General features: G+C 59.3%; 21 protein-coding genes and 1 tRNA gene. 12 read left to right on the top strand and 10 right to left on the bottom strand.

Features of this window, described 5'->3' with window-relative positions; genetic code table 11:
- The first annotated feature begins 15 nt into the window (after window positions 1–15).
- The 3 genes from BK667_RS16690 to metC are packed head-to-tail and all read left to right on the top strand — an operon-like array spanning window position 16 to window position 4016.
- On the top strand, window positions 16–612 hold the full coding sequence (locus BK667_RS16690) for a cysteine dioxygenase family protein (RefSeq protein ID WP_123508719.1): 597 nt from the start codon (window positions 16–18) through the stop codon (window positions 610–612).
- Window positions 609–1265, top strand: coding sequence for a glutathione S-transferase N-terminal domain-containing protein (locus BK667_RS16685; protein ID WP_123598292.1), 657 nt, complete (start codon window positions 609–611; stop codon window positions 1263–1265). The genes BK667_RS16690 and BK667_RS16685 overlap by 4 nt, the downstream gene beginning before the upstream one ends.
- Window positions 1266–1289: 24 nt before the next feature.
- Entirely contained in the window at window positions 1290–4016 is a 2727-nt protein-coding gene (gene metC, locus BK667_RS16680; RefSeq protein WP_123598291.1) for a cystathionine beta-lyase, read from the top strand.
- 42 nt (window positions 4017–4058) lie between these two features.
- Here metC and BK667_RS16675 read toward each other — a convergent pair whose 3' ends face one another.
- The gene (locus BK667_RS16675; RefSeq protein ID WP_123598290.1) at window positions 4059–4268 is read right to left on the bottom strand and encodes a hypothetical protein; all 210 of its coding nucleotides are present in this window, start codon (window positions 4266–4268) and stop codon (window positions 4059–4061) included.
- Between the two features lie 201 nt (window positions 4269–4469).
- On the opposite strand from BK667_RS16675, the gene BK667_RS16670 reads away from it, so the two are divergent.
- Window positions 4470–5468, top strand: a complete 999-nt coding sequence (locus BK667_RS16670) for an acyltransferase family protein (protein WP_123598404.1) — start codon at window positions 4470–4472, stop codon at window positions 5466–5468.
- 104 nt (window positions 5469–5572) lie between these two features.
- Window positions 5573–6484 carry a LysR family transcriptional regulator gene (locus tag BK667_RS16665; protein ID WP_123598403.1) on the top strand — a complete coding sequence of 304 codons (912 nt, stop codon included), beginning with the start codon at window positions 5573–5575 and terminating at the stop codon, window positions 6482–6484.
- A gap of 102 nt (window positions 6485–6586) precedes the next feature.
- On the opposite strand, the gene BK667_RS16660 is transcribed toward BK667_RS16665, so the two are convergent.
- Window positions 6587–6784 carry a hypothetical protein gene (locus BK667_RS16660; protein ID WP_123598289.1) on the bottom strand — a complete coding sequence of 66 codons (198 nt, stop codon included), beginning with the start codon at window positions 6782–6784 and terminating at the stop codon, window positions 6587–6589.
- A 529-nt stretch (window positions 6785–7313) separates the two neighbouring features.
- Between BK667_RS16660 and BK667_RS16650 the strand changes: the two genes are divergently transcribed.
- A complete protein-coding gene (locus BK667_RS16650; RefSeq protein ID WP_123598288.1) occupies window positions 7314–7505 on the top strand; it encodes a hypothetical protein in 192 nt (63 codons plus the stop codon).
- 149 nt (window positions 7506–7654) lie between these two features.
- Here the strand turns inward: BK667_RS16650 and BK667_RS16645 are convergent, their stop codons facing one another.
- Entirely contained in the window at window positions 7655–8356 is a 702-nt protein-coding gene (locus BK667_RS16645; RefSeq protein WP_123598287.1) for a glutathione S-transferase, read from the bottom strand.
- Window positions 8357–8495: 139 nt separating this feature from the next.
- Here BK667_RS16645 and BK667_RS16640 point away from each other — a divergent pair, with 139 nt between their 5' ends.
- Both BK667_RS16640 and BK667_RS16635 read left to right on the top strand, forming a co-directional pair.
- Complete coding sequence (locus BK667_RS16640; RefSeq protein ID WP_123598286.1) at window positions 8496–9059, top strand: TetR/AcrR family transcriptional regulator; 564 nt, start codon at window positions 8496–8498, stop codon at window positions 9057–9059.
- A gap of 709 nt (window positions 9060–9768) precedes the next feature.
- Complete coding sequence (locus BK667_RS16635) at window positions 9769–10233, top strand: hypothetical protein (RefSeq protein ID WP_311198935.1); 465 nt, start codon at window positions 9769–9771, stop codon at window positions 10231–10233.
- 604 nt (window positions 10234–10837) lie between these two features.
- Here the strand turns inward: BK667_RS16635 and BK667_RS16625 are convergent.
- The 3 genes from BK667_RS16625 to BK667_RS16615 all read right to left on the bottom strand — a co-directional run bounded on the left by BK667_RS16625 (window position 10838) and on the right by BK667_RS16615 (window position 11830).
- Window positions 10838–11113, bottom strand: a complete 276-nt coding sequence (locus BK667_RS16625) for a hypothetical protein (protein ID WP_123508708.1) — start codon at window positions 11111–11113, stop codon at window positions 10838–10840.
- Window positions 11114–11239: 126 nt separating this feature from the next.
- Window positions 11240–11443 (bottom strand): hypothetical protein, encoded by a 204-nt coding sequence (locus tag BK667_RS16620; RefSeq protein ID WP_123508707.1) that lies wholly within the window; start codon window positions 11441–11443, stop codon window positions 11240–11242.
- 299 nt (window positions 11444–11742) lie between these two features.
- Window positions 11743–11830: transfer RNA gene (locus BK667_RS16615), tRNA-Ser, on the bottom strand.
- 123 nt (window positions 11831–11953) lie between these two features.
- Here BK667_RS16615 and BK667_RS16610 point away from each other — a divergent pair.
- The gene (locus BK667_RS16610) at window positions 11954–12625 is read left to right on the top strand and encodes a Bax inhibitor-1/YccA family protein (RefSeq protein WP_123508706.1); all 672 of its coding nucleotides are present in this window, start codon (window positions 11954–11956) and stop codon (window positions 12623–12625) included.
- A 63-nt stretch (window positions 12626–12688) separates the two neighbouring features.
- On the opposite strand, the gene BK667_RS16605 is transcribed toward BK667_RS16610, so the two are convergent.
- The gene (locus BK667_RS16605) at window positions 12689–13018 is read right to left on the bottom strand and encodes a YceK/YidQ family lipoprotein (protein WP_123598285.1); all 330 of its coding nucleotides are present in this window, start codon (window positions 13016–13018) and stop codon (window positions 12689–12691) included.
- Window positions 13019–13075: 57 nt separating this feature from the next.
- Window positions 13076–13513: an Lrp/AsnC family transcriptional regulator gene (locus tag BK667_RS16600; protein ID WP_123508704.1), complete on the bottom strand. Its 438-nt coding sequence runs from the start codon at window positions 13511–13513 to the stop codon at window positions 13076–13078.
- Between the two features lie 135 nt (window positions 13514–13648).
- Here BK667_RS16600 and BK667_RS16595 point away from each other — a divergent pair, with 135 nt between their 5' ends.
- Window positions 13649–14542, top strand: a complete 894-nt coding sequence (locus BK667_RS16595) for a DMT family transporter (RefSeq protein WP_123598284.1) — start codon at window positions 13649–13651, stop codon at window positions 14540–14542.
- Window positions 14543–14545: 3 nt separating this feature from the next.
- On the opposite strand, the gene BK667_RS16590 is transcribed toward BK667_RS16595, so the two are convergent.
- Both BK667_RS16590 and BK667_RS16585 read right to left on the bottom strand, forming a co-directional pair.
- The gene (locus tag BK667_RS16590) at window positions 14546–15583 is read right to left on the bottom strand and encodes an FUSC family protein (RefSeq protein WP_123508702.1); all 1038 of its coding nucleotides are present in this window, start codon (window positions 15581–15583) and stop codon (window positions 14546–14548) included.
- 38 nt (window positions 15584–15621) lie between these two features.
- On the bottom strand, window positions 15622–17247 hold the full coding sequence (locus tag BK667_RS16585) for an NADP-dependent glyceraldehyde-3-phosphate dehydrogenase (protein ID WP_123598283.1): 1626 nt from the start codon (window positions 17245–17247) through the stop codon (window positions 15622–15624).
- A 371-nt stretch (window positions 17248–17618) separates the two neighbouring features.
- Between BK667_RS16585 and BK667_RS16575 the strand changes: the two genes are divergently transcribed.
- The gene (locus BK667_RS16575; RefSeq protein WP_123598281.1) at window positions 17619–17981 is read left to right on the top strand and encodes a c-type cytochrome; all 363 of its coding nucleotides are present in this window, start codon (window positions 17619–17621) and stop codon (window positions 17979–17981) included.
- A gap of 18 nt (window positions 17982–17999) precedes the next feature.
- Window positions 18000–19394 (top strand): D-arabinono-1,4-lactone oxidase, encoded by a 1395-nt coding sequence (locus BK667_RS16570; protein WP_123598280.1) that lies wholly within the window; start codon window positions 18000–18002, stop codon window positions 19392–19394.
- The last annotated feature ends 17 nt before the right edge of the window (window positions 19395–19411 follow it).

Genomic DNA, 19411 nt, shown 5'->3' with positions numbered 1-19411 from the left:
CCGAGGAGCTAATTCATGAGTACCGATAACCGTGCCGTCGTCATTGAGGATTTCCTCAAGAAAATCCGCGTGATCAATCAACGGGGCGTCGACCGCGCCGCGCTGGTGGAAATTGTTGCCTTGCTCGAAACCCTGGCCGAGCGCCGGGACCTGTTCAACTTCGACGCGTTCCCGGCGCCGGTGCCGGGGCAGGGCAGCACTGCGTTTCGCTATCGCCTCAACGACGATGGCGACACGCCGACGCTGTACCTGAATTCGTTGTTGCCGGGTAAAAGCACGATCCCGCACAACCACGAAACCTGGGCGATCATCAGCGCCGTCGAAGGCCAGGAAATCAACTATGTCTACGGTCGCAGTGATGAAGGGCGCGAGCCTGGGTTCACCACTTTGCACCTGGAAAAAGAAGTGATCGTGCAACCCGGTACGTCGATCTCGTTTCTCGGTGAAGACCTGCATGGGATTCGGGTCGAGGGCGAGCAGGCAACCCTGCATTTCCACCTCTACGGCTTGCCGCTGGAATCCCTCAATGGCCGCTATGGCGTTGAAGCCGACGGGCGGATTCTCAACTACAACGCCTCGCAAATGGCGCCATCGATCAAGGCTTACGCATGATCGACTTGTATTACTGGCCCACCGGCAACGGGCTGAAGATCGGCATCCTGCTTGAAGAACTCGGGCAGGAATACCGCGTGCTGCCGATCAACATCCGTACCGGCGAGCAGAAGCGTGCGACGTTCCAGCGCATCAGCGCCAACGGGCGGATTCCGGCGATTGTCGATCATGCGCCTGAAGGATCGGGCGCGCCGTTGAGCCTGTTCGAGTCGGGCGCGATCCTCAATTATCTGGCCGACAAGGCCGGGCGTTTTCTGCCGCCAACCGGGACGGCCGAGCGGCAAAAGGTTCAGGAATGGCTGTTCTGGCAGGTCGGGCATGTCACGCCGTACCTCAGCCAGTTGCAGGTGTTCAAAGAGAAGGCGCCGGAACCGATCCCGTTCGCCCTCGACCTGCTCAACGCCGAAGCGACGCGGTTGTATCGGGTGCTGGAAACGCGGCTGTCGAAGGTGTCGTATGTGGCGGGCGAGTACTCCATCGCCGACATGGCGATCTTCCCGTGGATTCAGCCGCTGCGACAGGGTCAGGACCTGGCGGACTACCCGCACATCGATGCCTGGCGCGAACGCCTCAAGGCCCGGCCGGCCATCCAGCGCGCTTATGCCAAAGGTCGCGAGATCGCCGCCAACGAGCGCTCCCTCGCGCTTCAATAACTCTATTTTCCAAGCGGGACTCCCATGAGCCAGACCGTAACTCCAGGGCAATTGCAGCAGTGGCTGTTCGACGGGCAGGAAATCGCCCTGTTTGACGTGCGTGAGCACGGCCAATATGGCGAAGCCCATCTGTTTTTCGGGGTGAACCTGCCCTATAGCCGACTGGAGCTGGAGGCCCGGCGCCTGGCGCCGAATCCTCAGGTTCGGCTGGTGATTTACGACCAGGACGATGGCGACGTTGCCTTGCGCGCCGCCCAGCGTTTACGGGTGTTGGGCTACGCTCATGTGCACATTCTGGAAGGCGGCGCCGAGGGCTGGCAGGCCGCCGGTTTTCAGTTGTTTGCCGGGGTGCATGTGCCGTCCAAGGCCTTTGGTGAATTGGTCGAGGAGGCCAGTCATACGCCCCACGTCACCGCCACGCAATTGGCCGAATGGCAGGCCCGAGGCGAGCCGTTGGTGGTGCTCGACGGTCGGCCGTTCGACGAATACCGCAAGATGACCATTCCCGGTTCGGTGTGCTGCCCGAATGGCGAGTTGGGCTATCGCGTCCACGATTTGGTGCCGGACGAGAACACGCCGATTGTGGTCAATTGCGCCGGTCGCACCCGCAGCATTATCGGCGCCCAGACGCTGATCAACCTTGGCGTGAAGAACCCGGTCTACGCCTTGGAAAACGGTACTCAGGGCTGGTATCTGGAAGATTTTCAGCTGGAGCATGGCAGCACGCGGCGTTATGCCGATGAAGTGTCATCTGCTGCCTTGCCAGGACAGCGCTTGGCCGCCGCGCAATTGGCGCAGAAGGCCGGGGTGAAAACCGTCGGGGCCGCGCAGGTCGAACAGTGGGCCAACGAGGCTGGACGCAGTCTGTTTCTGTGCGACGTGCGCACCGCCGAGGAATTCGCCGCTGGCAGTCTGACCGGTGCACAACACACGCCGGGCGGGCAGTTGATTCAATCCACCGATTTGTACATTGGTGTGCGCAAGGCGCGGTTGGTGCTGATCGACAGCGATGGCGTGCGGGCACCGATTGTCGCCAGTTGGCTGCGCCAGTTGGGGCATGAGGCGTATGTGCTTGAGGGTGGCGTCGGCAGTACTTTGGCGTTGCCTGTATCGGAATCCGTTGCACCTGAAGCGTTGCCATTGATCTCGACGCAAGCGCTGGCCGATGCGTTGAAGGACGATGCGCTGGCACTGATTGATCTGCGCCCGAGCATGAGTTATCGCAAAGGTCATATCGCCGGGGCGCGCTGGTCGATTCGTTCGTTGCTGGCGGCCGAGGTGGCCGGTGAACAGCGGCCGCTGGTATTGCTGGCCGACGATCCACGGTTGGCGGCGTTCGCGGCGCTGGAGTTGCCCGAACATCAGCGTCGGCAAACCCGGTACGCCGGAAATGTGGCGGGTCTTGAGCTGCAAGAGGACGCCAGCATACCGCCCGACGCGCAGTGCATCGATTTCCTGTTTTTCACCCACGACCGTCACTCCGGCAACAAGGACGCGGCGCGGCAGTACCTGGCCTGGGAAATCGGTTTGCTGGCGCAGATGAGCCAAGCGGAAATCGCCAGTCTCAACCCGCTGAAAGCGTCCAGTGATGATCGGGTCCGCACTCGCTTGGTCCATTCCTCGCGTACCGAAAAGGGCCAGGGTGGTCGTGCCGTCAACGTCCCGGTTACACGCTTAAGCACGGTGCTGTTCGACAACCTCGCACAAATGCGCGACGCCCGCGCCCGCCGCGACCACGAGCGCGTCCTGAGCTATGGCGCCCGAGGCAACCCAACGGGGTTCGCCCTGGAGGATCTGGTCACGGAACTGGAGGGCGGTTATCGCACCCGTTTGTTCGGCACCGGCCTGGCCGCCGTGGCGCAGACGTTCCTGGCCTACCTGCGGCCCGGCGATCATGTGCTGATCACCGACGCCGTGTACTCGCCGGTGCGGCGCCTGGCCCGGGAGTTTCTCCAGCCGTTTGGTATTGAAGTGAGCTACTTCGCCCCTGACGGCAGCGATCTGTCCGCGAAGCTGCAAGCCAACACCAAAATGGTCTACGCCGAAGTGCCCGGTTCGTTGCTGTACGAACTCTGTGATTTGCCGGCCCTCGCCGCACTGTGCAAACCGCGCGGCATTCTGCTGGCCGTGGACAACACCTGGGGCTCGGGCTACCTGTATCGACCGCTGACCCTGGGCGCGGACATTTCGATCATGGCATTGACCAAATACCTGTGTGGCCACAGCGACGTGGTCATGGGCAGCGTGTGCACCCGGCAAGACGTGTGGCAACCGTTGGCGGCCATGAGCGACACCTTCGGCAGCGCCGTCAGCCCTGACGACGCTTATCTGGTGCTGCGCGGCGCCCGAACCCTGGCGCCACGCCTGGAAGTCCATGAGCGCCAGGCGCTGGAAGTCGCCCACTGGCTACAGGCGCAACCGCAGGTGAAACGGGTGTTCCATCCCGCGTTGCCCGATCACCCCGGCCATGCCCTGTGGCAGCGCGACTTCAAGGGCAGCAACGGTTTGCTCTCGTTCGAACTGCGCGACGCGGATGAAGGTTATGTCGAGCGCTTCATCGATGCGCTGCAACTGTTTGGGCTGGGGGCTTCCTGGGGCGGCTACGAAAGCCTGATCACGGTCGCCGAGCTCAAGGAGCGCAATAGCGCCGAGGATCGCGCACGCAATCCAGTGCTGCGATTGCACATCGGGCTGGAGGATGTCGAGGCGTTGATCGAAGATCTGCAGCGGGGATTCGCTGCGGCAACGTGAGGTTTGAAACCTCCCTGGCAGCGAATCGGTGATGAGCGGCCGTTACCAGAATTTGTCGCGCTTGACCGGACCGGTGTTGCGCCGTTCCGGGCCGTTGGGGTTGCCGCTGTCCAGCAGTCGTCTCTCTACCAGCACATTCTGCAATGCCTGGCGGGCCACCGGGTCCAGCTGATGCTCGCGCTCCTTGAGTTCAAGCAGGATAGGGCTGGACCAGGTGCGATAGGTTTGCTCGGCGATACGAACGGGTGTCATCTATCTCTCCTTGATTAAGCGCCCGCAACTAAGTGGGGGCTGTTCGATGAGGTAGAAACGTTAGTTGAGGAAACGGGTTGTCGCCAGCCATGGGGACTGGCGGCGTGACATCGGGCAAACACATCTTGAAAACACTTCTCCCCGAGCAGAAAGCCACGTAACGTACCGCGCAAAATAATCAGACATTCAGGGATGATGCGCGTGGGGGCTTATCGACTACTGCTGGCGATGCTGGTGGCGATTTCTCATATGGGCGTGACGCTGGCGGGCTTCAATCCCGGCGTGATTGCGGTGGTGTCTTTCCTGCTCATCAGCGGCTTTGTGATGACCTCGTTGATCGAGCGCAACTACAACGCGCCTGAGCAATTCCACTTGTTTTACGCGGATCGGGTGTTGCGGCTTTACCCGCAGTTCCTGCTCTACTTCGCCTGCTCCTGCGCCGTGATCTATTTCCTGTTGCCCGGCACGCCCCAAGCGGCGGCGCTGACCGTCAACAACATCGTCACCAGCCTGCCGATCGTGCCCATGGGTTTTTACATGTACGGCATCACCGTGCCCGAGATCCTGCCAGCGGCCTGGTCGCTGGGGCTCGAAATGTGTTTCTACCTGCTGATCCCGTTCTTGCTCGTCTACAAGGTCCGGGGCGTCGCGTATGCGCTGTCCGTGGCGGTGTTCATGGTCGCTTCCCTCGGTTACATCAACACCGATGTCTACGGTTACCGACTGCTGCCCGGTGTGCTTTTCGTCTTCCTCTGCGGCAGTTACCTGTACCGGATGCAGGCCCGGGGAGGGGTGATCATTGCCGCTACCGCCATCGTCGCAGCCCTGATGTTCCTGGCCATCGTCATGGGATTCATTCCCCGCAGGCCCTTTAACGCGGAGGTCACCGCCGGCATTGCCTTGGGCGTCCCGGCGGTGTTCCTGCTGAGCAAGCTGAAGTACCACTGGATGGATGAGTTGCTGGGGAACATCAGTTATGGCGTGTTCCTCAACCATTTTGTGGTGATGTATGTGTTGCGGGCCTTCTGGCCCGTGGTGTACGACGGCCAGATGGTCACGGCGGTGCTGCTGCTCTCGCTCGTGTTGAGCGGCATTTCGTATTACTACGTCGAACGGCCGGCCCTGAAGCTTCGTCATGCGCTGCGGTCTGGGGTCAGGTATGGCGCGGGTCAAAAACAGGGCGGTGGAACCGTCGCTTAGAGCCCTTTTCAGTCAGCGTCATGCTTGATGTGGCGAAGGCAGATATTGCGCAGTCACTGGAAAATGGCTCAGGGTTCGACATTACCTTTCGGGAATTGCGAACGATGACGCTGGATAACCTTGCGCTGTTTTTGATGATCGTCGAGAAGGGCGGCTTGTCTGCCGCAGGCCGCGAATTGGGGCTGTCGCCGGCTTCGGTGTCCGAGCGCCTCGCGGTGCTTGAGAGTTACTACGGCGCGAGCCTGCTGACCCGCACCACCCGTTCGCTCAGCCTGACCGATGAAGGGCGCCTGCTGGCGGACGGTGCCCGCCGTCTGCTGGCCGAAGCCGATGAACTGGAAACCCGCATTCGCCTGGGCACGCAAAAAATCTCCGGCCTTATCCGTCTCAGTGCCCCGGTCGACCTCGGGCAATCGCGGATCGTGCCGATCCTTGACCGGTTTCTGGCCGAGCATCCGTCGGTGTCGATCGACCTCAACCTCACCGATGGTTTCGTTGACCTGGTCAGTCAAGGCATCGACTTCGCCGTGCGTTACGGGGTGTTGGCCGACAGCACGTTGCGCTCCAAACCGATTGGCGAGAACCGCCGCGTCATCTGCGCGGCGCCTGGATACCTGGAACGCAATGGCACGCCCCGACACCCGGACGATCTTTCCCGGCATGACTGCATTGTCATGCGCTTTGGCAGCAACATTGATCGGGTCTGGACGTTCCGGGTGGCGAGCGAGGCCTACCGCGTTGTCGTCAGGGGCCGCCGAGTGGCGAACGACGGTGGATTGGTCCGGCAGTGGTGCCTGGACGGCAACGGCCTCTGCAACAAGTCCATTTGGGATGTCCAGGCTGATCTCGTCGCGGGCAGGCTCGTGGAAGTGCTGCCGGATTATTCCCCCGGTCAAACGGCGCTGCAGATTGTGTATCCGCCGGTGAGTGTGTTGCCGCGGCGTGTCCGGGCCTTGATAGACACCATCAGTTCGGAACTGGCGTTAAGTGATGTCCAGCGTGGACATGATGAATAAATCCAAAACTGCCCGGTGGTTTCGCTGCCGGCGTGAAGCCGCACTGACTGACGCGAGAAGAGGCATCGCCCGATGCCTCTTTTCATGGGAGGTGCACCGAAGTCAGGCGCAGGCCTGGCCGAGGTGATTGTCCAGCGCGCCAGCGATGAGGTGCACCGGAATGTGCTGTTGCGTCTCAACGGACGGGACTTCGAAACTGCCTACGATATGAAGGTGTCGCTCGCTCAGCCCGGTCGACTCTTCTTCCTTTGCCTTAGCCATTCTCGCGTGGTTCATTGCGATTTCATTGAGAGTTGACACGTTACTTCTCCGGGGGACTGACCAAGGTATTGATTGGATGGCTGCCGCGTCAGAATTACGTCGTTCTGGGGCCGCTACGACCGCGTGTGCAAACCCCAAGCCAAGATTTGGTCGCGTAGCGGTGCAGGTTTTTATAGGCGACGAATGGTGTGGTAGAGGGGCCGTGAGAGCGCACCGACCGTCAGACCACTTGAATTATCGGTAGGGGACGAACTCCATTATTCGAGGGGCAATTGCTTCTCGATGGCGGTGAACTCCGCGCCGAGGCAAGTCAATGACATCATTCGAAGACTTCAGGAACCAATCCCAGGCGCTTCTGATCGAGCTGGATGCTGCCACTATAGGCATGATGACGTTGGTGACATCGAAATGCGTTTCAGGGCCGGAATGGGACGCGGCCACCAAGAGACAACACGATGCTTATGAACGCTGGAATGCTTTCCTGAATATCCCTGGCTAGGCCCCGTAACGCGGGCTGTTTGCGATTCGGGCGGAAAATGCCAATGCACTTCATCCAGAGGAGCCGCACATGGACACCGACCAAGTGAATAAGCAAGCATCAGAGCAACGAGTCTGGGACCGGTATTTCTGCGCTGCGCTGATAGCGGAAAGTCATCTGACGGCACCGGTCGTGGGCGTGGCCACTCACGAAGACCGGCAGGATCTGTTGATTGAAAGGGCCAAAATGCTCGCCGACAAAATGATGGAAAGCAGAAAGTGAAGAAAAGAGCCCAGCCACCGTGCCGGGCTTTTTCATGCCTGATCGAAGGCAAGCGGCTGGGTACTCCTTCCCCTAAGAAACATGGAGGGGACGAAAACGTACACTGCAGTGAGGTTCTTTTTGCCCACCCGCTTTTGAAGGAGCTTCGATCAGCCTTTACTGTGACCGCGCTCCACCATCGCGCGCCATTCCTGAACACTCGGTCGCTCCTGCATCCTGGCATGCCAGGCGCGCAGTGCTTCACATTCATCAGGCACCGGCAGTTTCACCAGCGAGGCGAAGATCATGCCGCCAAGTACCGCGATGTCGGCCATCGAAAATTCATTGCCCGCCACAAACGGCCGGGTTGCCAGGGCGCCGTTGAAATAGTGCATCCCGCGCACGGCCTTATCGCGCATCCGCTCACCCCATTCACGGTTCTGGTAAAGCTCGACGTCCGGCCCAAGCCCGGGCGTGGCGTGGTGGAAGTAGGTGCTGATCGCATCCAGGAATTCAATTTCCGCACGTTTGGTCATCATGTGGATGAGGCCCTTTTCAGCGGGGGTTTTACCGGTGAGCAGCGGCTTGTCGTCCAGCACATCAAGGTATTGGGTGATGGCCGTGCACTCGGCAATCAGCGTGCCGTCGTCCAGTTGCAGCACGGGCAATGTGCCGGAGTAGTTGATCGCTAGAAACTCCCGTTTCTTGTGCTCGCCGGTCCATAGGTTGACCGGTACGAACTTGATCCGCGATAGCAGGCCTTTCTCGGCCAGCGCAATACGCACACGGGCCGGGTAGGGGCCATCGAACCAGTCGTAGATTTTCATCATCGGGAGTGTGGATACGTCGGGATGTGGCTGTTGGGTCGTCATGGTTTATTCGCCTGCCTGTCAGTTGGTAGGTAAACCATGGGCGCATAGTTATGCCTTGTCAATCCCTACCTACCAATTGGCAGGTAACAGGCGATGGGAGTAGAATCGGGCCAAACGACCCAGTGAAAGGAGTAAAGACGTGAGCGAAAACGCGCGGGAAGCCATCTTGGAGGCGGCCAAAGGCGCTGCGCAAATCCACGGCTACAGTGGCATCAATTTCCGCAGCATTGCGGATCAGGTGGGGATCAAGAACGCCAGCATTTACTACCATTTCCCAAGCAAGGCCGACCTCGGCGCCGCAGTCGCCAAACGCTACTGGGAACAGACCTCCGGTGTTCTGGAAGCCGTCCGCGCTGCCAACCCCGATCCGGTTCACTGCCTGCAGGTGTACCCGAGCATCTTCCGCCAATCACTGGAAGACGGGAACCGGCTGTGTTTGTCCAGCTTCATGGCGGCGGAATACCAGGACCTGCCCGAAGAGGTAAAGGGTGAAGTGCTGGCGTTTGCCGACATCAACGTGGCGTGGCTGACCCACGTGCTCGCTGATCTCGGCCTGGGAAGCGTTGATCTGTGCGAGCGCCGCGCCCGCGCCATTTACACCGCCGTTGCCGGCGCACAATTGATTGCCCGGACTCGCCTCGATATCGGTTTGTTCGACGAATTGATTCAGAGCTATCAGGAGGCGGGACTGTTTTCGGCCTGACTCCCGGGCTTCAGTCAGCGTCAATCAAAGCCTGGGCCGGTGGATGGCCCCGCGTGTTTGCTGCGACGTGGGCCGCCTCTTTCATTTTATTGGGGTCAAAATCAAGAGAGGCGCCGTAGGGTACTGGACCCGTGTGCGGGGGATTCGGCGTTACTTTGAACATAAGCAGAGTTCTCATATTGTGTGCCAATCCCTCTCGCTACTAAACGAGAAAGGGTGGCAGCTGTACGCAGGTTAGTAGACCGGGGAACTCAGAAAGCCGGCGCGCCGAAGCGCCCTACGTACAGCCACCATCAAGCACAGATATGAAAATCCTGTCCGATGGATGCACGTGCAGCCTGAATTACTGCGGGCTACTAAACCCGACCACTGATGAGCAGTGGCAGGAACAAAGTTACCGACGAGCCTCAAGGCGCACAAGCCGGCGGATTCTGGCGTGCGCGTAGGCAACGACGCAAGGTCTTGTGGCCTTTTATGACGTAACACTGAGTGTCTTTAAACGCTTGCGTGGAAACCTGTTTAAGCGCGGCAAAGCCGAACGACATTCCATTCGTCTTTGCCGTCAAGTTGCGCACGCAGTGTTAGCTGGAAGCCACGGAACGTTGGTCATCATCGATATTTAAGCGGCTGCCGCCCAGCACCGCTTCTGGCCCTGCTACGCTTTGAATGCCTCGAAGGGAGTCGGGCGGTCATCAAGAAACAATGCCACTTGACTGTCGAGGTTGCGGATGTGAAGGGCCGAATGATGGGTGCCGCCATCACCATTGTGGTCATGGGTGTGACGACGCAAGCATTTATGGAATGGAAAGCTGTCGAGAGCCAACGGCGGATTGCGGCGTGCGAGGTCGCACAGCAGCATATGGAAAACCTGGAAATTCAAACACGAGCGATGGCTGCGGGGTTGTCTGTCGATGGGTACGCTGAAGCCGAGAAGACGGAAGCAGGCAAACTGATCAAAGCCCTGGATACCGCGAGTAATGAAGCTGAAGTTGAAGCGGTGATAGATGCACATGCTGCAGAATTAAAATCGCAGGAAGCTTCAACCGATGCCGAGGTAAAAAGTCAGGGAAGCCAGCTCTTTCTGGAGCAGCAGCTGAAAAAACAGCGAATATCCCCTGATATCAAGCAGGAAATCAAACGTGCCGAGAAGGCTCGGAGTGATGCCTGTGATTAATACACTTAATTGGGCGTGGCATTGCGAGTCCGCAGTTTTTGAGGTCAGTGTAGATGGCGTAGGCGATGGGATTCGAACTCCCTGTTACAGTCGACGGTTTTCAAGACCGATATTGAAAGCCGCTGAATAGATGACCAAGCCAACTATCAAAAACAGAAAGCCAGCCATAAGACTTCCACTATCCATATCAAGGACCTGATCCAATTAATTGAATCAGGACTCCACCGTTCGTGGCGCACGGCCACCATTGGTCGCATGAAGTGCCATCATACTGAACGCCTCTCACGTTCCATCCTCTACCTAGAACAATGATACGGGGGGCTCCAATGAGAGAGGCACAGCGAAGACTGGCGATGACAGCCTGGCGCGAGCTGTTCGCACTGACTGGAAGCCAAATGGACCCAGAGGTTAAGTACTTCGGGTTGTTAAGGCGGGCTGACGCCATGGAGCGCGCCGATCTCATCAACAGCGACGAGTGGCGCAAGCTTGTCCAGCAGGCAGGAGCATCACTTGCCAGCACCGCAGAGTGCATGGGCGGGCCGGGTTAGGGCAGAGCGAGAAACCAGATTTAATCGGGTCTGGATTGACCCCGCAGCCATCGACACTATTGCTTTGGTTTCTTCTCTTCTTTAGAGCTGCCCGAGGAGCCAGAATCTTTCTTCTGAGTTTCCGAATCGGCACCGGAATTTGAACCAGAAGCCTCCTCGCCCTTTTTGCTCGCTTTATCCTCGTCAGGCTTGGCGCTACCGGATTGGTTAACTCCGGGAAGAACAGTAGGGGGCACGGCTGACTCCGCAGCCATCTTCTCGACAGCAAGCGAGAAGAGCGGGCAGGACGACAGCAAGCCCGAGAGCGTGAGAGCTGCGATTCTTCTGTTCATGACTGAGGCTTCCAAACAAGGAGACATAAGCTTTGGAAGCGCGGGGGCAGGGGATGGTGCTGTGCACCGGACGAGCGGCAGAACAAAAAAGCCCAATTCAATTAATGAATGAACCTGTGGCGCTCTTCAATGAAGAGTCTTGCGACTTTCACCAATCCTGATCCTGTCCAGCGCTCTATTGAGAGCGTCCAGGGCATCAAGGAGGGCTTTCGCCTCCGCTTCTCGACCGTCACCCCACAGGCGTTCAGCCATTTTATTCAGGGCCTGGATAGAGTGTTCAATTTCAGTAGCTGACGCTGCAACTCTACTTTCTGGCTTGGTCTTCGGCATTCAGTAATCCTTCGGCTGGTATTGCTCTGTCAATTGTGGAGGGCCGACCAGGGCGATGTATAGCAAGGAAGGGAGCAGAACTGAATGGTGGACCGCGATTCCTCGGTTAAAAGACCAGCGTAGCATCGTGTTACATGAAGGATATTTAACGATCGGCAGGACGCCGGAAGAGGGGCAAAACGAGCCTGGTTATGGAACGGTTCCAGAATAGTTATGGAACACATGCCAAAAGACAGTGATTTCACCAAACCCCAGAAACGAAAAAGCCCTGACTAATCAGGGCTCTAACGTATTCAAGATGGCGGAGGCGATGGGATTCGAACTCATGGACCTGTTACAGTCGACGGTTTTCAAGACCGTTGCCTTAAACCACTCGGCCACACCTCCGTTTGCGTTGCGGGCGCCATAATACCTGAATGAAACACACTGTCAAACTCTCTGCATGGCTTGTTACAGAGCGTCTGTTATGATCTTTGCGACTGAACGTTTCAAACCAACAGGAGTGTCGCCATGCGCGAACAGGATTACGCAGTTAATAACAGCGTGCAGGCTGAGCAGCTAGAGGTTAGCCGCGTCCTGCGCAACACATACGGCTTGCTCGCTCTCACCCTCGCATTCAGCGGCGTGATGGCGTTTGTCGCCCAACAGATGCGTGTCGGCTACCCGAACGTTTTCGTGGTGCTGATCGGTTTCTACGGTCTTTTCTTCCTGACCAACAAACTCCGTGATTCCGCATGGGGCCTGGTGTCCGCGTTTGCCTTGACCGGTTTCATGGGTTTCCTGCTCGGCCCGATCCTCAACCGTTACCTGGGCATGCAGGGCGGTGCTGAAGTCGTGAGTTCGGCCTTCGCCATGACGGCGCTGGTGTTTGGTGGTCTGTCGGCGTACGTGCTGATCACTCGCAAGGACATGAGCTTCCTTGGCGGTTTCATCACTGCAGGCTTCTTCGTGCTGCTGGGCGCGACGCTGGCGAGCATCTTCTTCCAGATCAGCGGTCTGCAACTGGCGATCAGCGCAGGTTTCGTGCTGTTTTCCTCGGTCTGCATTCTGTTCCAGACCAGCGCCATCATTCACGGCGGTGAGCGCAACTACATCATGGCGACCATCAGCCTGTATGTATCGATCTACAACCTGTTCATCAGCTTGTTGCAGATCTTCGGCATCATGAGCCGCGACGATTGATCGCAAGCCTTGAGTAATAAAAAAACCCGCTTCGGCGGGTTTTTTATTGTCTGCGATTCAGGATCATTCGTTAACGATAATGCTGCCATCGGCATGCTGCCGGTAGACGGTGTAGGGCAGCAGCAGGGTGTCCGCCACGCCGGAAACGACCGCATCAACCAGCACCACAACCGGAATAGTGGTATGTGTCTGCGCATCGATGCCACTTTCCAGCGGCGCATTCAGATAACAGAAGTCATAGGTCACGCCGCTGTAGATCCGCGGGACAGCGCCGCAGTAACTCTTGCGCTCCTTGAGGTCCTTCGCAGCCGCTTCGTCACTGCGCACCACGGTCTGCACAGTGCCGCAACCCGCGAGCATCAACGCTGCCAACACCATTACCTGAGTTTTCATACCGCCAATCCTTCGCCGGAAAGCCGTCAATCTATCCTATTCATTAACAAACAGCACTTATGCCATCGGCGGCAACCGGCGTTTGACCGGGGTTTTCTTGACGATCGCGGTGTTGGTTTCGGCGTGGGTGTTGAGGCGGTCGAGCAGGGTGTCCAGTTGTTCCATCGAGCGGACATGCAAGCGCGCAATGAAGCAGTCATCGCCGGTGACCTTGTCGCACTCGGTGAACTCGGGAATCGCCTGGATTTGCCGTTCCACTTCCTGCAATTGCCCCGGCAGCGGGCGGATGCGCACGATCGCCTGCAGTTGATAGCCGAAGCATTTTGGATCGATCTCGACGGTGTAGCCCTTGAGCACGCCGCGTTCCTCAAGACGACGCAGGCGCTCGGCAACGCTGGGCGATGACAAGCCGCTGATGTGCGCCAGGGCCTTGAGCGAACGCCGTGAATCTTCCATCAATGCGCTGATCAGCACTTGATCAATGTCGTCGGTCATGGTGAAGCACCTGTTAGGCAGTTGAACGAAACAGCCTTGATAAAAAAGGCAGAAACCGAGTTTAGCCTGATTTTTGCGCTGGAGAAGCGCCTCTGCGCGTTGGCATAATTTGGCCTCAAGCACAGGAGGTTGATGATGGACAAAACACTACGTCGCGGCTCATTCGAAATGACCGCCGCCATGCTCATTTCCGGGACCATCGGCTGGTTCGTGCTGGTGTCCGGGCAACCGGTGCTGGACGTGGTGTTCTGGCGCTGCGTGTTCGGCGCCGGCACCTTGTTGCTGATCTGCGCGGCGTTCGGCTTCCTGCGGCCTGGCATTCTCACCCGCACCACGTTCCTGCTGGCGGTGCTCAGCGGCATGGCGATTGTCGGCAACTGGGTGTTGCTGTTTGCCTCCTACTCCCGCGCATCGATTGCCATCGGCACGGCGGTCTACAACGTTCAACCGTTCATGTTGGTGGGTCTGGCCGCGCTGTTTCTCGGGGAAAAAATCACCCTGCGCAAGCTGTTCTGGCTGGGTGTTTCGTTCCTCGGGATGCTGGCGATTGTCAGCGCCCATGGCGAGCAGGGCGCAGGTGGCAATGATTACCTGATGGGGATCGGTCTGGCGCTGGGTGCAGCGTTCCTTTACGCGATTGCCGCGCTGATCATCAAACGCCTGACGGGCACGCCGCCGCATCTGATCGCGTTGATTCAGGTTTGCACCGGTGTGTTGTTGCTCGCGCCTTTTGCGCACTTTTCGGCACTGCCCCAAGCACCGAGCGCCTGGGCCAGCCTGGTGACCCTGGGCATTGTGCACACCGGTTTGATGTACGTGCTGCTCTACGGCGCGATCCAGAAACTGCCAACGGCACTGACCGGTGCGCTGTCGTTTATCTATCCGATTGCGGCGATCTTTGTCGACTGGTTTGCTTTCGGCCATCGCCTGGAACCCCTGCAATGGCTCGGCGTGGCGGCGATCCTGCTGGCCGCCGCCGGTATGCAACAGGGGTGGGGCCTGAAGTTGCGTCGAGTGGTCGCGCAGTAAGCCTTAGAGGTTCCAGCGCGGCGCGGTCTTGGCCAGGCGCTGGCGCATTTCGCCGATGTTGGCGGCCAGTTGCCGGGTCAATAATCGGTAACCGTCCAGCGGGCTGTAGACCGGCGCGTCGAGGCTGGCGTCCGGCAACTCCACCGGCCGGTTGAGCCGCTGGGATGCCCCGGATTTCAGGGCCCGAGCCATGCCGATCAATTGAACGCGGATCTGCCGGTGTTCGGCTTTCAACGCGGTTTGCAGGTGGAGCATGGCGTCGGGGTCAGTGGCGTCCGGTCGTGTATTGCCAAGGATTTCCAGCGTGCTGACACACATCCGCAAGTTGCGCTGGATGGCATCCAGTTCGGTCATGGAGATCCGCACTTCCTTGGACACCGACGGCATCAGCGAGCGCAGTTGCACCAGTACCGTGTTCAGCCGACCCATGATCTTCAGGTGTTCATCCGCAGTGACCGGTTGGCCATTGATGATGCGCCCATAAAGGGTCGCGCAGTCGCGCAAGGCATCGGCCAGGTTGTAGCGCCAGGAGAACACCGCGTACAGCGGCAGGGCGAAGGAAAACGCCAGGGCCAGGGCGATGCCGATGAGAATATCGACCCCACGCCACAACCCGTCAGTGACCGGGTTATCGCCATGCCCGGCGACGATAAACACGGTGATCGCCGACAACAGTGCCGTGTAGCCGCCCTTGCCGATGGCGTGATACGAGAAGAACCCGCACACCACCGACATTGCAAAATAGGTCAGCCAAGGCATTCCAAGCCAGGCCTGTTGCGCCACCAGCAGCAGGCCGACACCCGCGCCGATCAAAGTGCCAATCGCCCGCTCGGCGGCTTTCTTGCCGATGTTGCCGTGATGCTGCAAACCGCCAATCACTACCAGCATGGTCACCGACGCCCACTCGCCGTGGGGCAAGTGGATGCCGGTGGTCAGCAGGATCGTCGCCAGCAGCCCCAGTGAAACCCGCACCGCGTGGATCACCCGGGCATTGCGATAACGCCGATACGGGTCCAGCAACGGACGCAGCAGTCGGCGCATCAACGGTGGCAGGCGATAGGCGCTCAGATCGGCTCTCCTCAGAAAATGTAATCAGTGGTCAGGAAGCTCGAATCCCGTCCGCGAATAATCTCGCTGATGAGGGCTTTGTTGCTGTCCTGGAACTTGGTCGCCACCAGTGTGCGGATCGAAAACACCCGCAACGCGTCATGCACCGACAGGGTGCCTTCGGCGGAGTTCTTGCGGCCGTTGAACGGAAAGGTGTCCGGGCCGCGCTGGCACTGGGCGTTGATGTTGATACGACCGACCTGATTGGCAAAAGTATCGACCAGTCGGCCGACCGCCACCGGATTAGTGCCGAAGATACTCAACTGCTGACCGAAGTCCGATTCCAGGACGTAATCGATCACCGTGTCCAGATGCCGGTACGGCACGATGGGCACCACAGGGCCGAACTGTTCTTCCTGATAGACGCGCATCTGCGGGTTCACCGGGTACAGCACCGCCGGATAGAAGAACGACGCACGCGCTTCGCCGCCATTGGGATTGACCACGGTCGCGCCTTTGCTCACGGCATCGGCCACCAGCCCATGCAGGTAATCGACCTTGCTCGCTTCCGGCAACGGCGTCAGGGCCACGCCGCTGTCCCACGGCATGCCGGGTTTGAGGGAGGCGAGTTTGGCGTTGAATTTCTCGATGAACGACTCGACCACGTCTTCGTGGACGAAGAGAATTTTCAGCGCCGTGCAGCGCTGACCATTGAACGACAGCGAGCCGGTGAGCGCTTCGCTGACGGCGTTGTCCAGATCCACCTCGGGCAACACGATGCCGGGGTTTTTCGCATCCAGGCCCAGTGCCGCGCGCAAGCGGTGTGGTTTCGGATGCAGTTTTTTCAGGTCGCTGGCGGCCTTGTTGGTGCCGATAAACGCAAAAATATCGATCTTGCCGCTGGCCATCAGCGCACTGACGGTTTCGCGACCGCTGCCGTAGATCACATTGATTACGCCGGTAGGGAAACTGTCGCGGAAGGCTTCCAGCAGCGGACGAATCAGCAACACACCAAGCTTGGCCGGCTTGAACACCACGGTGTTGCCCATGATCAGCGCCGGAATCAGCGTGGTGAAGGTTTCGTTCAGCGGGTAGTTGTAAGGCCCCATGCACAAGGCGACGCCCAGCGGTACGCGGCGAATCTGGCCGAGGGTGTCCTGCTCCAGCTCGAAACGGCTGGAGCGGCGGTCGAGTTCCTTGAGAGCGTTGATGGTGTCGACGATGTAATCGCAGGTGCGGTCGAACTCTTTTTCCGAGTCCTTGAGGTTCTTGCCGATTTCCCACATCAGCAACTTCACCACGGCGTCCCGTTGCTGGCGCATGCGCCCGAGGAAGGCTTCGACGTGTTGGATGCGCTCGGCCACGCGCATAGTTGGCCACAGGCCCTGGCCACGGTCGTAGGCGCGGACGGCGGCGTCGAGAGCGGTCAGCGCGGTGTCGGCGTCCAGCAGCGGCGTGCTGCCGAGGATCACTTGCTCGTCGCCATTTTCGCCGGTCAGGTACACCGGGCTGCGGACCTGGGCGAGCGGGCCGTCCCAGGTGCGCAACTGGCCATCGACCAGGTATTCGCGCTGCTCGGTCTGGCCGTCGAGGCGGTATTTTTCCGGGATGTCGCTGCTGTCGGGAAACAGATTGCCAAGGATGTGTGCTGTGGTCATGTCGCTACCCCGTCTGGATTCTGTAATGCGCTGATGAATCGTTTTAGCAGACCTGGGCCTCGCTTGTCATGACCCATCTCAGGTGAGCGTTGCTTATTCAAGATAGACGCTACTCGCACTAATCGACACCAACCCCTGTGGGAGCGGGCTTGCTCGCGAAAGCGGTAGGTCAGTCACCATTGATATTGGCTGGTCCACCGCATTCGCGAGCAGGCTCGCTCCCACAGGTAATGCGCGCTGGCCTGAGAAGCCCCCCTTTATGTCCCGCAATGCCCTCAACCTCCCGTCACGCCTGGCTTACCGTGACCTCTCCTTGATCACAATAAAAAATGTGCACACGGCTGGCCGGTGCACCACACGAGAGGACGGCTATGCCGACAAACAGGTACGCGGCGTTTCTGATCGTCGCCACGCTGCTCAGCGGCTGCGGCGAAGAACCCAAGACCCCGGCCACCCGCAGCGAAGCGGCCAACGCAGCGCCCAGCGACGCAGCACTGGCCCAGGTCTACGCCAACAGTTGCCAGCTCTGCCACGCCAACCCCGCTGCCGGGGCGCCGCTGACCGGTGACAAAAAAGCCTGGGAGCCACGGGTACAGCAGGGCGCCGATACGCTGCTCGATCACGCGATCAATGGCTACAACGGCATGCCGCCGATGGGCCTGTGCATGCAGTGCTCGGAGGAAGAATTCCTCGCGCTGATTTCGTTTATGTCCGGTCAGTCCATCCAACAATAAGAACGGCAGGTGCACTTCATGACAATGGACCTGACACGACGTCAGTTACTGCAACGGGCGAGCGTCATCGGCGCCTTCACCGCCCTCGGTTCCAGCCCGGCGCTGGCCGAGTTGCTGCGGGCGCCGCGATTGATTCCGTGGCGCAACTGGTCCGGCGGCCAGAGTTGCCTTCCCGCGGCGCGGCTGGCACCGAAAAACCTCGATGAACTGACCCAGGTGATCCGCCAGGCGCCTGGCAAAATAAGACCGGTCGGCTCGGCCCATTCCTTCAGTGCCCTGGTGCCCACCGATGGCACGTTGTTGTCCCTGAGCTACTTCACCGGCCTGCTCGGTCACGATGCCAACACCTTGCAGGCCGAGTTCGCCGCCGGTACGCCGATGTCGCGCATGGGCACACCGCTGAAAGACATCGGCCAGGCCCTGCCCAACATGGCCGACATCGACTACCAGACCCTCGCCGGGGCGATTTCCACCTCGACTCACGGCACCGGAAAAACCTTTCAATCCTATTCCGCCCATGTCTGCGGCTTGCAATTGGTAACCGCCAGCGGCGAGGTCTTGGACTGCGACAGCAGCCGTCATCCCGAAGTGTTCAACGCCGCCCGTGTCTCCCTCGGCGCCTTGGGGGTGGCCACCAAAATCCGCCTGCAAAACCGCCCGGCGTATCGACTACGGGAGCGTCAGTGGATCGCCAAGACCGAAGAACTGCTGGAAGACATCGACAAGAACACCCAGGAAAACCAGCACTGGGAAATGCTTGTGGTGACCCATTCGGACTACGCCTTGTCGATCGCCCTCAACGAAACCACCGACCCGGCCACACCACCGATCCCGGCGGACGAAGAGGGCGGCAACGAGTTCGTGACCCTGATCGAGAAGATCGACAAGTACGCCAGCGACTTCCCCGACCTGCGCCGCACGCTGCTCAATAACCTGCGCCACCTCGCCAGTTTCGATAACCGGGTCGGCGACTCGTTCGACATCTACGCCAACGTGCGCACCGTGCGTTTCAACGAGATGGAATATTCAGTGCCGGCGGAGTACGGCCCGGCCTGCCTGCGGGAAATCCTCAAGCTGATTCAGGACAAGGATCTGCGCACCTGGTTTCCTATCGAGTACCGCTACGTCAAGGCCGACGACATTCCCCTGAGCATGTTCGAAGGCCGCGACAGTTGCTCGATCTCGGTTCACCAGCATTACCAGATGGATCATCACAATTTCTTCGCTGCCGTCGAGCCGATCTTCTGGAAGTACAACGGCCGGCCGCACTGGGGCAAGTTGCATACCTTGAATGCGAAAAACCTGCAGCCGCTGTACCCACGCTGGCGGGAATTTGTTGACGTGCGCCAAGCCCTCGACCCCAGCGGCAAGTTCCTCAATGCGCATCTGACATCGATTCTGGGGGTGAACTGATGGCCGTGAATCGTCGC

It is taken from the genome of Pseudomonas frederiksbergensis, assembly GCF_003732705.1.
GTDB lineage: Bacteria > Pseudomonadota > Gammaproteobacteria > Pseudomonadales > Pseudomonadaceae > Aquipseudomonas > Aquipseudomonas frederiksbergensis_F.
The sequence above is the reverse complement of the archived record's forward strand: the minus strand, read 5'-3'. Positions and strand labels throughout refer to the sequence as shown.

Excerpts from the sequence above, each read along its gene's own strand:
- BK667_RS16570 (WP_123598280.1), top strand. The coding sequence starts at position 18,000 with ATGACAATGGACCTGACACGACGTCAGTTACTGCAACGGGCGAGCGTC.
- BK667_RS16625 (WP_123508708.1), bottom strand. The coding sequence starts at position 11,113 with ATGAACAGAAGAATCGCAGCTCTCACGCTCTCGGGCTTGCTGTCGTCC.
- BK667_RS16585 (WP_123598283.1), bottom strand. The coding sequence starts at position 17,247 with ATGACCACAGCACACATCCTTGGCAATCTGTTTCCCGACAGCAGCGAC.
- BK667_RS16605 (WP_123598285.1), bottom strand. The coding sequence starts at position 13,018 with ATGAAAACTCAGGTAATGGTGTTGGCAGCGTTGATGCTCGCGGGTTGC.
- BK667_RS16665 (WP_123598403.1), top strand. The coding sequence starts at position 5,573 with ATGACGCTGGATAACCTTGCGCTGTTTTTGATGATCGTCGAGAAGGGC.
- BK667_RS16600 (WP_123508704.1), bottom strand. The coding sequence starts at position 13,513 with ATGACCGACGACATTGATCAAGTGCTGATCAGCGCATTGATGGAAGAT.
- BK667_RS16650 (WP_123598288.1), top strand. The coding sequence starts at position 7,314 with ATGGACACCGACCAAGTGAATAAGCAAGCATCAGAGCAACGAGTCTGG.
- metC (WP_123598291.1), top strand. The coding sequence starts at position 1,290 with ATGAGCCAGACCGTAACTCCAGGGCAATTGCAGCAGTGGCTGTTCGAC.
- BK667_RS16675 (WP_123598290.1), bottom strand. The coding sequence starts at position 4,268 with ATGACACCCGTTCGTATCGCCGAGCAAACCTATCGCACCTGGTCCAGC.
- BK667_RS16645 (WP_123598287.1), bottom strand. The coding sequence starts at position 8,356 with ATGACGACCCAACAGCCACATCCCGACGTATCCACACTCCCGATGATG.
- BK667_RS16610 (WP_123508706.1), top strand. The coding sequence starts at position 11,954 with ATGCGCGAACAGGATTACGCAGTTAATAACAGCGTGCAGGCTGAGCAG.
- BK667_RS16685 (WP_123598292.1), top strand. The coding sequence starts at position 609 with ATGATCGACTTGTATTACTGGCCCACCGGCAACGGGCTGAAGATCGGC.
- BK667_RS16575 (WP_123598281.1), top strand. The coding sequence starts at position 17,619 with ATGCCGACAAACAGGTACGCGGCGTTTCTGATCGTCGCCACGCTGCTC.
- BK667_RS16690 (WP_123508719.1), top strand. The coding sequence starts at position 16 with ATGAGTACCGATAACCGTGCCGTCGTCATTGAGGATTTCCTCAAGAAA.
- BK667_RS16595 (WP_123598284.1), top strand. The coding sequence starts at position 13,649 with ATGGACAAAACACTACGTCGCGGCTCATTCGAAATGACCGCCGCCATG.
- BK667_RS16620 (WP_123508707.1), bottom strand. The coding sequence starts at position 11,443 with ATGCCGAAGACCAAGCCAGAAAGTAGAGTTGCAGCGTCAGCTACTGAA.
- BK667_RS16590 (WP_123508702.1), bottom strand. The coding sequence starts at position 15,583 with ATGCGCCGACTGCTGCGTCCGTTGCTGGACCCGTATCGGCGTTATCGC.